This is a genomic window from Paenibacillus sp. MT124 (assembly GCF_058792755.1).
Genome location: NZ_CM179500.1, coordinates 5,479,613 through 5,491,610, shown reverse-complemented (window position 1 = coordinate 5,491,610; position 11,998 = coordinate 5,479,613). Strand labels below are relative to the sequence as shown.

Annotated in this window: 11 protein-coding genes and 15 tRNA genes; 25 read left to right on the top strand and 1 reads right to left on the bottom strand. The window is 45.3% G+C overall.

What is annotated here, in order from left to right:
* Positions 1-42: 42 nt before the first annotated feature.
* The 16 genes from AC3RCI_RS24860 to AC3RCI_RS24785 all read left to right on the top strand — a co-directional run bounded on the left by AC3RCI_RS24860 (position 43) and on the right by AC3RCI_RS24785 (position 2,849).
* Positions 43-118, top strand: a tRNA-Asn gene (locus AC3RCI_RS24860).
* A gap of 3 nt (positions 119-121) precedes the next feature.
* Positions 122-213, top strand: a tRNA-Ser gene (locus AC3RCI_RS24855).
* A gap of 6 nt (positions 214-219) precedes the next feature.
* Positions 220-291: transfer RNA gene (locus AC3RCI_RS24850), tRNA-Glu, on the top strand.
* A 186-nt stretch (positions 292-477) separates the two neighbouring features.
* A tRNA-Val gene (locus AC3RCI_RS24845) sits at positions 478-553 on the top strand.
* A 17-nt stretch (positions 554-570) separates the two neighbouring features.
* Positions 571-644: transfer RNA gene (locus AC3RCI_RS24840), tRNA-Met, on the top strand.
* Between the two features lie 27 nt (positions 645-671).
* A tRNA-Asp gene (locus tag AC3RCI_RS24835) sits at positions 672-749 on the top strand.
* 93 nt (positions 750-842) lie between these two features.
* A tRNA-Phe gene (locus AC3RCI_RS24830) sits at positions 843-918 on the top strand.
* A gap of 20 nt (positions 919-938) precedes the next feature.
* Positions 939-1,014 (top strand) — tRNA-Thr (locus tag AC3RCI_RS24825).
* A gap of 4 nt (positions 1,015-1,018) precedes the next feature.
* Positions 1,019-1,104 (top strand) — tRNA-Tyr (locus AC3RCI_RS24820).
* Between the two features lie 6 nt (positions 1,105-1,110).
* Positions 1,111-1,184: transfer RNA gene (locus AC3RCI_RS24815), tRNA-Trp, on the top strand.
* A 29-nt stretch (positions 1,185-1,213) separates the two neighbouring features.
* A tRNA-His gene (locus AC3RCI_RS24810) sits at positions 1,214-1,286 on the top strand.
* Positions 1,287-1,299: 13 nt separating this feature from the next.
* Positions 1,300-1,374, top strand: a tRNA-Gln gene (locus AC3RCI_RS24805).
* Positions 1,375-1,378: 4 nt separating this feature from the next.
* Positions 1,379-1,453 (top strand) — tRNA-Gly (locus tag AC3RCI_RS24800).
* A 7-nt stretch (positions 1,454-1,460) separates the two neighbouring features.
* Positions 1,461-1,534: transfer RNA gene (locus AC3RCI_RS24795), tRNA-Cys, on the top strand.
* Between the two features lie 34 nt (positions 1,535-1,568).
* Positions 1,569-1,647: transfer RNA gene (locus AC3RCI_RS24790), tRNA-Leu, on the top strand.
* Positions 1,648-1,901: 254 nt separating this feature from the next.
* Complete coding sequence (locus AC3RCI_RS24785) at positions 1,902-2,849, top strand: class I SAM-dependent methyltransferase (RefSeq protein ID WP_492526808.1); 948 nt, start codon at positions 1,902-1,904, stop codon at positions 2,847-2,849.
* A 76-nt stretch (positions 2,850-2,925) separates the two neighbouring features.
* Here the strand turns inward: AC3RCI_RS24785 and AC3RCI_RS24780 are convergent, their stop codons facing one another.
* Positions 2,926-5,313, bottom strand: coding sequence for a helix-turn-helix domain-containing protein (locus AC3RCI_RS24780; RefSeq protein ID WP_492526806.1), 2,388 nt, complete (start codon positions 5,311-5,313; stop codon positions 2,926-2,928).
* 492 nt (positions 5,314-5,805) lie between these two features.
* Here AC3RCI_RS24780 and AC3RCI_RS24775 point away from each other — a divergent pair, with 492 nt between their 5' ends.
* The 9 genes from AC3RCI_RS24775 (at position 5,806) to AC3RCI_RS24735 (ending at position 11,798) form a co-directional block, all read left to right on the top strand.
* Complete coding sequence (locus AC3RCI_RS24775) at positions 5,806-6,114, top strand: LiaF transmembrane domain-containing protein (RefSeq protein WP_336783114.1); 309 nt, start codon at positions 5,806-5,808, stop codon at positions 6,112-6,114.
* A 34-nt stretch (positions 6,115-6,148) separates the two neighbouring features.
* Positions 6,149-6,820: a PspA/IM30 family protein gene (locus AC3RCI_RS24770; RefSeq protein WP_110756943.1), complete on the top strand. Its 672-nt coding sequence runs from the start codon at positions 6,149-6,151 to the stop codon at positions 6,818-6,820.
* Between the two features lie 4 nt (positions 6,821-6,824).
* Positions 6,825-7,055, top strand: a complete 231-nt coding sequence (locus AC3RCI_RS24765) for a PspC domain-containing protein (RefSeq protein ID WP_095292218.1) — start codon at positions 6,825-6,827, stop codon at positions 7,053-7,055.
* Between the two features lie 17 nt (positions 7,056-7,072).
* Positions 7,073-7,576, top strand: a complete 504-nt coding sequence (locus tag AC3RCI_RS24760; RefSeq protein ID WP_127538878.1) for a PspC domain-containing protein — start codon at positions 7,073-7,075, stop codon at positions 7,574-7,576.
* 1 nt (position 7,577) lies between these two features.
* The gene (locus tag AC3RCI_RS24755; RefSeq protein WP_095292215.1) at positions 7,578-8,285 is read left to right on the top strand and encodes a PspA/IM30 family protein; all 708 of its coding nucleotides are present in this window, start codon (positions 7,578-7,580) and stop codon (positions 8,283-8,285) included.
* A gap of 149 nt (positions 8,286-8,434) precedes the next feature.
* Positions 8,435-9,082 (top strand): cell wall-active antibiotics response protein LiaF, encoded by a 648-nt coding sequence (gene liaF / locus AC3RCI_RS24750; RefSeq protein ID WP_127538880.1) that lies wholly within the window; start codon positions 8,435-8,437, stop codon positions 9,080-9,082.
* Between the two features lie 33 nt (positions 9,083-9,115).
* Entirely contained in the window at positions 9,116-10,231 is a 1,116-nt protein-coding gene (locus AC3RCI_RS24745) for a sensor histidine kinase (protein ID WP_153979925.1), read from the top strand.
* Positions 10,173-10,841, top strand: a complete 669-nt coding sequence (locus AC3RCI_RS24740) for a response regulator transcription factor (RefSeq protein WP_095292211.1) — start codon at positions 10,173-10,175, stop codon at positions 10,839-10,841. The genes AC3RCI_RS24745 and AC3RCI_RS24740 overlap by 59 nt, the downstream gene beginning before the upstream one ends.
* 219 nt (positions 10,842-11,060) lie before the next feature.
* Positions 11,061-11,798, top strand: a complete 738-nt coding sequence (locus AC3RCI_RS24735) for a YwmB family TATA-box binding protein (protein ID WP_492474358.1) — start codon at positions 11,061-11,063, stop codon at positions 11,796-11,798.
* Positions 11,799-11,998: the final 200 nt, after the last annotated feature.

Here is an 11,998-nt window from a genome sequence, read left to right as displayed (position 1 = left end):
CGTTTCGGATCTAGTTTTCAGAGAATGATCTCTGAGTAATATTCCCTGATAGCTCAGTTGGTAGAGCACTCGACTGTTAATCGAGTTGTCACAGGTTCGAGTCCTGTTCGGGGAGCCATATGGAGAGGTGTCCGAGTTGGCCGAAGGAGCACGATTGGAAATCGTGTAGGCGCCACAAGCGTCTCGAGGGTTCGAATCCCTCTCTCTCCGCCATAGTAGGGCCCGTTGGTCAAGGGGTTAAGACACCTCCCTTTCACGGAGGTAACAGGGGTTCGAATCCCCTACGGGTCATAGCTTTACTTCTAAAGCATCAAGGGGATGAGAATCCCAAAGGTTCGTCGGAGGATAATCATCGTTAGCAACTGCTACGCAGTCTCGAACGAGGTGAGAGTATCCCCTACGGGTCACTAATTTCACCTCAAAAAAAGAGGTTGATTTTAACAACAGTTTTATGTTAAGATCATAAATGTGTTGTTCGGAGGCTTAGCTCAGCTGGGAGAGCATCTGCCTTACAAGCAGAGGGTCGGGGGTTCGAGCCCCTCAGCCTCCACCATATAACTTTTATAACGACGCGGGGTGGAGCAGCCCGGTAGCTCGTCGGGCTCATAACCCGAAGGCCGCAGGTTCAAATCCTGCCCCCGCAATTATACTTTCTTTGCAGAAAGTGATCTGGAACCGTGGTGTAGTTGGCCTAACATGCCTGCCTGTCACGCAGGAGATCGCGGGTTCGAATCCCGTCGGTTCCGCCATTTTTACCCTACATGAGGAATCTGTTCACTAAATCTGTTATATGGCACCGACGCCCTGGATAAAGTGCAACGTTCATGATTAGACTTTATTATGGCTCGGTAGCTCAGTCGGTAGAGCAGAGGACTGAAAATCCTCGTGTCGGCGGTTCGATTCCGTCCCGAGCCACCATTATCACTACAACTTAATACGCCGGTGTAGCTCAACTGGTAGAGCAACTGACTTGTAATCAGTAGGTTGGGGGTTCAAGTCCTCTCGCCGGCACCACTATGGAGGATTAGCGAAGTGGCCAAACGCATCAGACTGTAAATCTGCTCCCTTACGGGTTCGGTGGTTCGAATCCATCATCCTCCACCAGTTTTTAGGGGCATAGTTTAAAGGTAGAACAACGGTCTCCAAAACCGTTGGTGTGGGTTCAATTCCTGCTGCCCCTGCCAATTAACTTTTTTAAGTAATAACGCATATGGCGATCGTGGCGAAGTGGTTAACGCACCGGTTTGTGGATCCGGCATTCGGGGGTTCAATTCCCCTCGATCGCCCCTTTGTTTTTATTGGGGATTAGCCAAGCGGTAAGGCAACGGACTTTGACTCCGTCATGCATAGGTTCAAATCCTATATCCCCAGCCATTTTGCGGACGTGGCTCAGCGGTAGAGCATCGCCTTGCCAAGGCGAGGGTCGCGGGTTCGATTCCCGTCGTCCGCTCCAAAAATATGGCGCCATAGCCAAGTGGTAAGGCACAGCTCTGCAAAAGCTTTATCCCCAGTTCGAATCTGGGTGGCGCCTCCAGTATATTTACTAAAAATATACTACAACATGATATGCCGGCGTGGCGGAATGGCAGACGCGCTCGACTCAAAATCGAGTGGGAAACCGTGGAGGTTCGAGTCCTCTCGCCGGTATAACGTATAACCCTGTGGATTGCTTAGACAATTCACAGGGTTATTTTTATTACTTTAGTTCTCGCAATTGATGAATAGTCAATATATGAGGTTGACGTATAAATAAATTAAATATATTGTAGATAAATAAAGTCTGCGATATGAATCCATTGTGATATTGGCTAAACAGTGTTGAGATACTTTTGTTGGTTTAAAAAGAGAAGATCCTTTCTGGTGAACTTTCAATTTTATTACATAGAACGGAGTGAAACGAAATGCTTGAGCAAAAAGTGTCTGAGGAGAACAATTCAGTTAATTATTCGGAACTATTATTTGATCTATCGATCTGGGAAGAGGCTTGGAAGCAGCGGCAGAGGAATCCAAGATATAAGAAAAAGAGTGCGCCATTCGAAACGGAAGAAGCATTCGAACGCTGGGCACGAGACTATCATTATCAATCCTTCACAGAAGAAGGTAAGAAGCGTTCCGAGCGTATCATGAGCTGGATTGAGAATCAAGGCGTGGACTTTAGTGAGTTATCCATTTTGGACATTGGAGCGGCTTCAGGCATCTTTACTATTCCTTTTGCAGAAAAGGGGGCAACTGTCACTGCAGTCGAACCTTCTGAACTGCTTGTTTCTTTGATGAAAGAGACAATCCCGAATACATTAGAATCTAAAATCGAGATTGTCTCTGAACGGTTTGAAGAAATATCGATTCAGGAGAAAGGTTGGGAACAGAAATATGATTTTGCCTTTGCTTCCATGTGCCCCGCAATGTCTGATTGGGAAACCGTTGAACAGGCAATTCAAAGTGCACGCAAATACGTTTATATCAGTGCTATGGCCGGCCCGAGAGTGCATACGTTAATAGACGAATTTAAAGAGGTACTTCATGTTAATCCGCCTTACCGTTCGGGAGATATGGGATACATACAACAGCTGCTATTCTTGAAGGGTTACGCGTATACGTCGTTAATTACTAATGAAGTCAACACCATTGAGATGCCTGTTCAGCAAGTTGTAGATCATCTACAGGAATGGCTAAACACCTATGGATTGCCTACGGACACAGACTCACTATACAAGGCTGAGCACTATATCCGAAGTGCCTATCCAGATGGCGTGGTTAACTTCCTACGTGGCGGCAGGTTCGGAAAAATACTAATTCAGCTGGACCAACAGAATATGAAGATTGTTCGTAAGAAAGAAGCTAAGCAATAAAATAAGAAATAAACCATGCCCGAATCATTAAAAGGAGCAGACCTTCTGCTCCTTTTTCATTCGTTATTACAAACCATTATTTCATGGAAGAGCGAAGAGGCTTCTGTCTACGTTTCCGGTACTGACCTGGAGTAATTCCCTCCCATTTTCGAAATGAACGGATAAAGTTTTGCGGGTTGTTGTAACGTAGCCGAGCAGCAATATCCTTAATGGTTAGCTCGGTTTCATCCAACCACTTTCGGGCCATCTTGAACCGATACTGTGACAAATATTCACTGAATGCGTAGCCTGTTTCTTTGCTGAACACAGTACTCAAATAGCTCGCGTTATAATGGAGCCTACAAGCACACTCTTCGAGTGTCAGATCGGTATCGTATTCCTGATGGATGATGGCAATCATTCTTTCCGATATCTGCTGATGCTGTGCATATTGCCTTTCTCTGAAAATGCCAATAACCGGTCTAATGATACGGTAAATAAACCATTGCTCGATATCGGCAGCCGTTTGCAGAGCGAGCAGTTCGTTAATCATTGGGCTGTACCCTGAAGAGATCTGTCCAAGTCGTATACCCGATTCCTGCATCATTTGTAATATGTGCATCAATAATCGAGTTAAAGCAACCTGGTATTCTTCCTCGGTCCATTCCATATGATACACACGCTGGAGCAACTGTTGTAATAGTACGGAAGCTTCTGCCTCATCTGCAGATTGAATCGATTGCATAAGACGATATTCGAGGGACTCAGGGTAAGGTAGCGTCCACAAGGAAGAGTAAATTGAGGCTTCCTCATTTTGTTTGACGCTAGCTCCTGATATGGTCTGCTGCTGCAAAAGCTTCATGGCTTCAATATAAGCCAGGTGTATTTCTGAAAAGGAAGAGTATGGTTGACTGAAACGGATATTCAGCTGAAGATTCAAAACTTCACTCACTCGATGATGCAGCAGCTCAGTTATTTCGTAAAATTCATTTGAAAATACAGAGTTGTCCATTTTGATAGAACCTATTACGGTTACTACAGTCTGTTCCACAATGAGCGGAAGGAGTTGTCGATCCTTATCGATGGATTCCTCCACTATATTCTGAACGGCAAATAACAGGAGATCGAGATCGTGATGATCATATTTCGTTTGACTTGCTAAATCGATCTGTAGGGTCAATACGGCTATTTGTTGCCACTCGATAAGGTGATCTTTGTAGCCTAGTTCGCTCAAGTTTTGGTGCAGCATGCCGGGCGTGCACTTACCTTGAAGCATATTTATCATATACTGAGTGCGTGTCTGCAAAACGTATTGATTTAATTTATACTCCATCTGGGATCGAGAAGCTGAAAGCTGGGTAATATGGGTTTTGATCTGCTCGAATTCATCTTGAGATGGTAAAAAGGATTGTTGCAGTTTCTGATTTGATAAAACTCTGTCAGTAATTCCTAGCTGCGATAGCAGGTTCCGTATGGGGATATGCAAACGCCTTGAACCTAACCATACCATTAATATGGAGAGTAGAAGGAGTATTACGCCGACAGACAAGGTATACAGTCCAATCTCAACATACTCTTGGGATAGGGCATTCATGGGTGTAATTAAAATATAAGTCCATCCCTTTAACGGTGTCTTAGCGAAGGTTAAGGAATATTCCGTATCAGCAAATCGAACCTCGTGGTATTCCTTTGAAGCAGCAGACGTGTTCGGAGAGAGCAATTCGCTCATGTCCATTTTAGATTCACTATCTTCTATGTTCATTGCCGATAATGGTTGTCCAATATACATAGGATCGGGGTGAACAAGAATGCGCTGTTCCCGGTTCACAATAATCAATTCTGAAGCAGACATATCCATGTCAACAGATTCAGATACAATAGAATGATGCAATGAGCATGCAGGAATTCCACCAATTATAGCCGAGTCAGCGGGTGCATTCATAAGCGAGATGGATCTGCCGAGTACGATATGATAGTTACATCCGGACGGGAAATCCTGTTCATTATGCTTAAATACAGATGATGGAATCAGCTGCCAGCCAGAGGTCAGGGTTTTGGACAACAAATCTCGCATGGGAAGAGCCAAAGGGAAGTCCGTGTTAAGATATAACCCCGCATGATCGACCAGCCAATCCTGACCCTCGTTAACTAGCGTAATATCCATTAAGGGCTCCCAGGATCGCATATGTTGAAATTCGGATTGAAGCTGGTTTGCTGTCGTTAATGTACCTGGAAGTGTGGCTGAAAGGGACTGAAGTGTAATAGGAGAGCGAGTCGCCTGATCCAGCATATAACTGACGGTGTTAAGCTTATGCTCGACGCTCGTCTGCATGTATAAAAGAAGTTGTTTATTCGTTTGCATGCGATGCAGCTCCGTTTGATTCATGGAATACAGAATTGCCGCTATTCCGGCCAGCAGAATAGGCAAGGTACTAAGCAGAATGCCAAACAAGATCATTTTATGAAGATAACTGATGGACCGCACAGCCCCCACTCCTAACTTAAGAATTAGGATCAATACTGCTTCTATTTTAGTAAACGCTTACATTAATAACAACATAAATTTGTTTATATGGATAAAAAAGTATTTACGTTTCGGGTTAAGAAGAGCTTTTCATTCAACCGTACATCATTCGGGGGAAACGAATTCCTTTTGTAAACGTACATAAGGCTTAAGGGCAGATCATATCAATGGCGCTTGCAAGCTCAGATGAGGTTAAAGACTCTCAAGTCGGATAAGGGGATATGAAGCATCCCAATCTCAAGCTCATTGTAAGTCGACAGAGGTCTGATGCAAGGACAGACGGAGGTCCCACACGATCCCCGACCTGAGTCTAGGATGAAAAACCGTCCGCGGTCTGTTTTGAAAAGTCCCCGTTTCCCCTAGAATAAAGACATAAGGTTGAACAAGAAACAACAAACACAAACGAGCAAATAAACAAATCAAAATACAAACCGAAAGGGTGGTGAAAAAATTATGAGATGGAATAAGGGAAATGGCTGGGCGATTGTTCTGATTGCGCTGGGAGCTCTCATCCTTTTCGGAAAGTTAACTCCGCTTCTTGGACACCTGATGGGGTATCTGATTCCGATTCTGATGATTGCACTTGGTTACTACGGGGTTAAACGAGGAAATGTAATGCTGGGCTGGATCGTCTTGATCATCGGTATCTTGTCACTGATGGGTAAACTGGCTTGGTTGATCGGACCAATCATCGCCATCGGATTAATCATCTTCGGTGTCTCGATGCTCAGCAACAATCGCAGTCGTCATGGCCGCTACTAAATGATCACGATCTTGAAAAGGAGGACAGAACATAATGAGTGTATTTCGTCGAATGCGGGATATTACCGTAGCTACATTAAATGAACATCTGGAGCAAAGTCAGGATCCAGTCAAACTGATTGATCAGTTTCTGGTCTCGACCCGCCAAGACATTGGCGAAGCCGAGAAGCTTCGTCATCAATATGCAAGCCATACTAGACAGATGAAGCAGCAAGCCGACCAGGCAGCAAGTATGGTGCACAAACGTGAAGAGCAGGCTTCAATGGCTCTGAAAGCAGGAGAAGAGCATCTTGCGAAACTTGCCCTGCAGGAGAAAATTCTCCATGAAGAAAAGATGGAACAATACAATGAACTGTATGCCCAGAGCAATGCAGCATTACAGGAACTTGATGAACAGATTGACCAGCTGAAAGTGGAGTATCAGAATGTGTACAGCAAACGTCAATATTACTACGCTCGTATGCAAACCATTCAATTGCAGCAACGAATGAATCAAAGAGGTCACTACAATAATCAGAATGTACCTCGAATGTTCAATCGCCTGGACGACCAAGTCTCTGATCTTGAATATGAGGCACAGAGTCTGAGAGACATTCGCCGCATGAGCCAGGATGGTTCAGGAACAGCAGGCAGCATGTCCTCCTCTACCTTGGATAAAGAGCTTGAGCGCCTGAAGCAGAAGCTGAACAATGAAAGGAAGGAGTAGTCACATGAATAGATTATACCGCTCGACGCGTAACCGAAGGCTGACAGGTTTGATCGGCGGCATCTCTGAGAATCTTGGTTTTAGTTCGATGCTGCTGCGTCTCATCTTCTTCATCAGTATTTTCGCTACGGGGGGTACATCATTGCTGATCTACTTCATCGCTGCATTAGTGGTGCCGAAGGAACCCTATCCTGCAGATCCATACGGATATGATTCCGTAACAGGATATAAGTAAACGAAAGGAGTAAGCACATGAGCAAATTATACCGCTCAACGCGTGACCGGATGCTAACAGGTTTGATCGGCGGGATATCCGAATCCATCGGAATGGACTCCACGCTGCTGCGGATCATCTTCGTCATCAGTATCTTTGTAACAGGCGGCACAGCGTTGTTAATCTACTTTATCGCAGCCCTGGTGGTACCGAAAGAACCATTTCCACCTTATGACCCGTACGGTTACGGTCCAGGTCCTGGTCCCGGTCCTGGCAGAGGATACAACAGCTATGATCACGACCCGAACAGAGGACCTTTCCGGGGCAACAATCAAGGTCACGGTGGCTTCGGTCCCGGCCCAGGTTACAATAACAGACCTAATTCGGGCCCACGTTCTTACGATAATAACAGCTATGGAGCAGGTGCACCTCAAGAGAGTGAACTGGATTCCATGATGAAAGATATTGAGAAAAAAGCATTGAAAAAAGAAGTTGAAGAGCTTCGCCAAAAATTATCTCGTTACGAGAAGGGAGAAAAGTAAAATGGGAGTATTTAAACGGATTAAGGATATGACTAAAGCGTCGGTAAACGATATGTTGGATAAAGTGGAAGACCCGATTGTAATGTTGAACCAGTATTTGCGTGACATGGAGGCAGAAATCCATGAGGCTGAAGTAACAGTAGCCAAACAAATGGCTAATGAGCGTCGCATGAAGCAGCGCCTGGACGAAGCGGAGCGTACTTCAGTACAACGCGAGTCCCAAGCTGAAGCTGCGCTTGCTAATGGACAGGAAGAAGTAGCTCGCAAATTGCTGGAAGAGAAAATCTACTTTGATCAAAAAATTACGGAGTACAGTGAACTGCACGCACAATCTGAAGCACAAGCCAAAGACTTGTTGCAACAGCTCCATGACATGAAAGACGAGTTCTACAAAATGCGTAACAAACGCAATGAGCTCGTATCCCGTGCCCAAATGGCCAAAGCCAAAAAGCAAATGTCTTCCATCAACAGCCTGCATTCAATCGAAAGTGGTAGTGCATCGCTTGGATTCCATCGTATGGAAGAGAAAATCATGCAGCTGGAAGCTGAAGCAGACGTATCCCGTGCTCCTTACCGGAACACACAATCTACGTATACCAATCCTGTAGATGTTGAAAAACAATTCAAAGTAGATCAACAACTGCAAGCCCTGAAGAACAAACTGGGCAATGGATCAAAAAATGAAACAGGCGGCACTTCTAAAGAATAACTGTTCGCTCAGCAGACAATATGATATTCTATAAATCGTGAATAAAGAACGGTTTGTAGAACAAAGGTTAAGCCATACAGGTCATTATCGCCTGGTATGGCTTTTCCAACGAATAGGGAAAATCAACTTGCAGAGGAGGTGCGGCAGAGATGAACAAAAAAGAACAATGGCTTGCATTTGCGATCATTATTATCGGTATAATCATGCTATTGAATCAGCATATTAATCTGCTGACAGCTGCCGCACTGATCCTGTTAACGATTGGAATGGTCCAGGTTCGTAAAGGAGATACGCACAAAGGTCACCGCTACTTGGCGATTGGTGGATGTCTTCTGCTGCTTGGGAACCTGATGATTGTATTTTTAATTGTACTGGCTTCACTAGCCTATTTTTATTCCAAAAACAAAAAGATGCATCTGCATGGCGATGTCATGCGCAAACAGAATTTTTTGGCCCGCTATTACTGGGACCAGGTGCCTTGGACGTTACGAAGCATGAGCTTATGGCACGCTATTGGTGAAGTCAATGCAGATCTGTCTCTCTCCATTCCGGAAGAAAAACAGACCATTGTATTGTTACAAGGGGTTATGGGAAATGTTCGTTTGACACTGCCTGAGGATTACGGAGTAGAGATTGAGGCTTCGGTCATGTTTGGACGAATTAGTCTGAATGGGGAAAAAGACAGTGGCATGATGAACAAGTTGATATGGAGAACGCCTGGCTATGAAACCAGTGAACATAAAGCAAAATTTGTTATTTCTTATATTGTTGGCGACCTAAGCATTCGTAATCCGTAATAAATCAATAAGTGAAAAAAGGAGGAGACCCGGTTGAAGACAAAACGACATACCGACATGGTAACCCGAAGTATGGGTGAAGGGATCCTCCTTGTTTTCATTGTGCTCGCTGTTATCTTATATGTGCTGTATACATATGGTTATCTTGCTCCGTTTGCTGGATGGAGGCATCTGATTCAGTCTGGCTTAGCGCTGGTTTTATTGCTAATAGGCATCGGAGCGTCTTTTGGCTTTTATCAAAGTTACCGGGTCAAACGCAGGCTTGAATTGCTGCGGGAAACCCTTCTACAATGGGAAAAGGGATCTCTATCGCGCACCGTACCCGATCTGGGAATTGACGATGTAGGCCGTTTAAGCGAACAGCTCGGGCGGATCGGGAAGAAGTGGGAAGATCAGGTTACCTCACTGCAACGATTATCGACCAACAATGCACAGCTCGCAGAGCAAGCCAGAATAACGGCAATTGTGGAAGAGCGGCAGCGATTGGCACGAGAGCTGCATGATGCCGTTTCCCAGCAGTTGTTTGCCATTTCGATGACTGCCACAGCGGTTGGACGAAAGATGGAAAAGGACTTTGCACGTGCCCAGCGGCAGGTGGCGTTGATTGAGGAGATGGCTTCGGTAGCCCAATCCGAGATGCGGGCATTGCTTCTGCATTTGCGACCGGTTTATCTGGAAGGTAAACATTTAGAACAGGGCCTGAAAGATCTTGTCATGGAATTAAAAACCAAAGTACCCATGGACATTGTGCTTGAGATGGATGAAGATATCCATTTGGTCAAAGGCATTGAGAATCATCTGTTCCGAATAATTCAGGAAGCGATGTCCAATACACTGCGCCATGCCAAGGCAGAAAAAATGGAGATTCGGCTGCAGCGCCGGACCGATGCGATTCGTGTGCTTATTCGTGATGATGGTCAGGGCTTCGATCTGGATGACCAGAAGCAGGCTTCCTATGGTCTGGCCAACATGCGGGAACGTGTTACGGAGATCGGGGGAGCCATTCAATTTGTAACGGCACCAGGCAAGGGAACACGAATTGAGATAACGATACCTTTGATGAGCGATGAAAGTGAGGAAGAACATGTCAATGGAACCGGAAGTAGAAACGGAGACGGAAACGTCGATCAAAGTGTTGCTCGTGGATGACCATGAAATGGTACGGATCGGCCTCGCGGCCGTGCTCGATACGGAGGACGGAATCGAGGTTGTGGGTGAAGCGGGAAGTGGTGAGGAAGGCATTCGACTGGCACAGGAATATAAGCCGGACGTTGTTCTGATGGATCTAGTCATGGAAGGTATGGACGGGATCGAGGCTACCCGGCAGCTGCTCAAAATGTATCCGGAATGCAAAGTCATTGTGCTAACCAGTTACCTGGATGATGAAAAAATGTATCCTGTTATTGAGGCAGGCGCCTTCAGCTATCTGTTAAAGACATCAAGAGCCAATGAAGTGGCAGATGCCATTCGTGCTGCGGCACGTGGACAATCGGTTCTGGAATCGCAGGTAGCCTCCAAAATGATGAATCGATTCCGGCAGCCTCAGGCAGCAGCCCCGGCTCATGAGGAGCTTACTGACCGGGAGATGGATGTGCTTCGTTTACTCGCGAAGGGCAAGTCCAATCAGGATATAGCCGATGATCTGATTATCGGTATCAAAACAGTCAAGTTCCATGTAACGAATATCCTGGCCAAACTTGGTGTGGACGACCGGACACAGGCAGCCATCTATGCCTATAAAAATGGTCTAGCAGAGTAAGAAGACTGTAATGTGAGCGACTTTAATTAGCATTATTCATTGAACAAGTAAATGTACTTAACGAATTTGAATAGCATAGATAGGCAAGTGGAAAGGTCTGCTCTACCATGCACATGGTGGAACGGGCCTTTTTTGTGATGTCCAAGAAGTTTAGCAAATGGGGAAAGGGGGCATGCTGTTGATAGATTCATAGAACGAAAGAGAGAGCGGAGGATAACCATGTTAAATCGTTGGATGTCTGCAGGTATAGTGGCTTTGGCACTTATTATTGTTATAGGTATGACGACGGCGTATGCAGAGAGAAACGAGTCAGAAGGTGAGAAATTGGAACAGTTGATACATACTTCGAACGCAGCAATGGATCAGATGGAACGCATGATTATCAAATGGCAGGGACAAGGGACAGGGAGTGCAGAGGAACAAGCAGCACGCTTGTCGGAGCAATTGGGACTGCCGCGACCGGTTTTGGGAAGCCAGACAGGTCATGATGTATATCGCAGTGAGATTCAGGCTGAAGGAAGTCGTGCAGGCATATTGGTAAATGCCGTCGTGACAGGAGAGAACGGATACTATGTTATTGTACAGTTGGCGGGTAATCGTTCCACTGAATTAAGCGAGCTCGTTTCTTTGCATGAACAGGTAGATCAGCTGCTTGCAAATTCTGAGGTGGAAGCAACATGGAACCTTGCCGTTCAGGGCACAGGAACAACCGATGTATCGGTTAGCAATCATTTAGAAGAGACAGAGGCTAAGCTGTCTGGCCGGCTGGGTATGCATGCAGCTGAGCGTTATACGGATGACAACACAGCAAGCGTGTCCTACAGTGTCCCTGAGCTTCCGACTGCCATCCAGAGTGGCTCGGATATTCTGAACATGCAGATTGCTGTACATCAGGACCACGATAAGGGAAGTAATCGTATTACGTTAGGTTTTCCCGTAATCACTATAGAATATTGAAATAATATTAGGTGAATTTATAGGCTTGATCATGAATATTTATAGATGAATTTTCAGAGAAATGTTTGGAGGAATAAGGGTTCCTTTATCAGGAAAATTAGTGCAACCCTTCAGGCAATATGCTAAAATGGCATCACATCCAAGAGGAAGCTACTGGTAATTGTCGGTTGTATGTTGTGCATATATAACACCATTACATA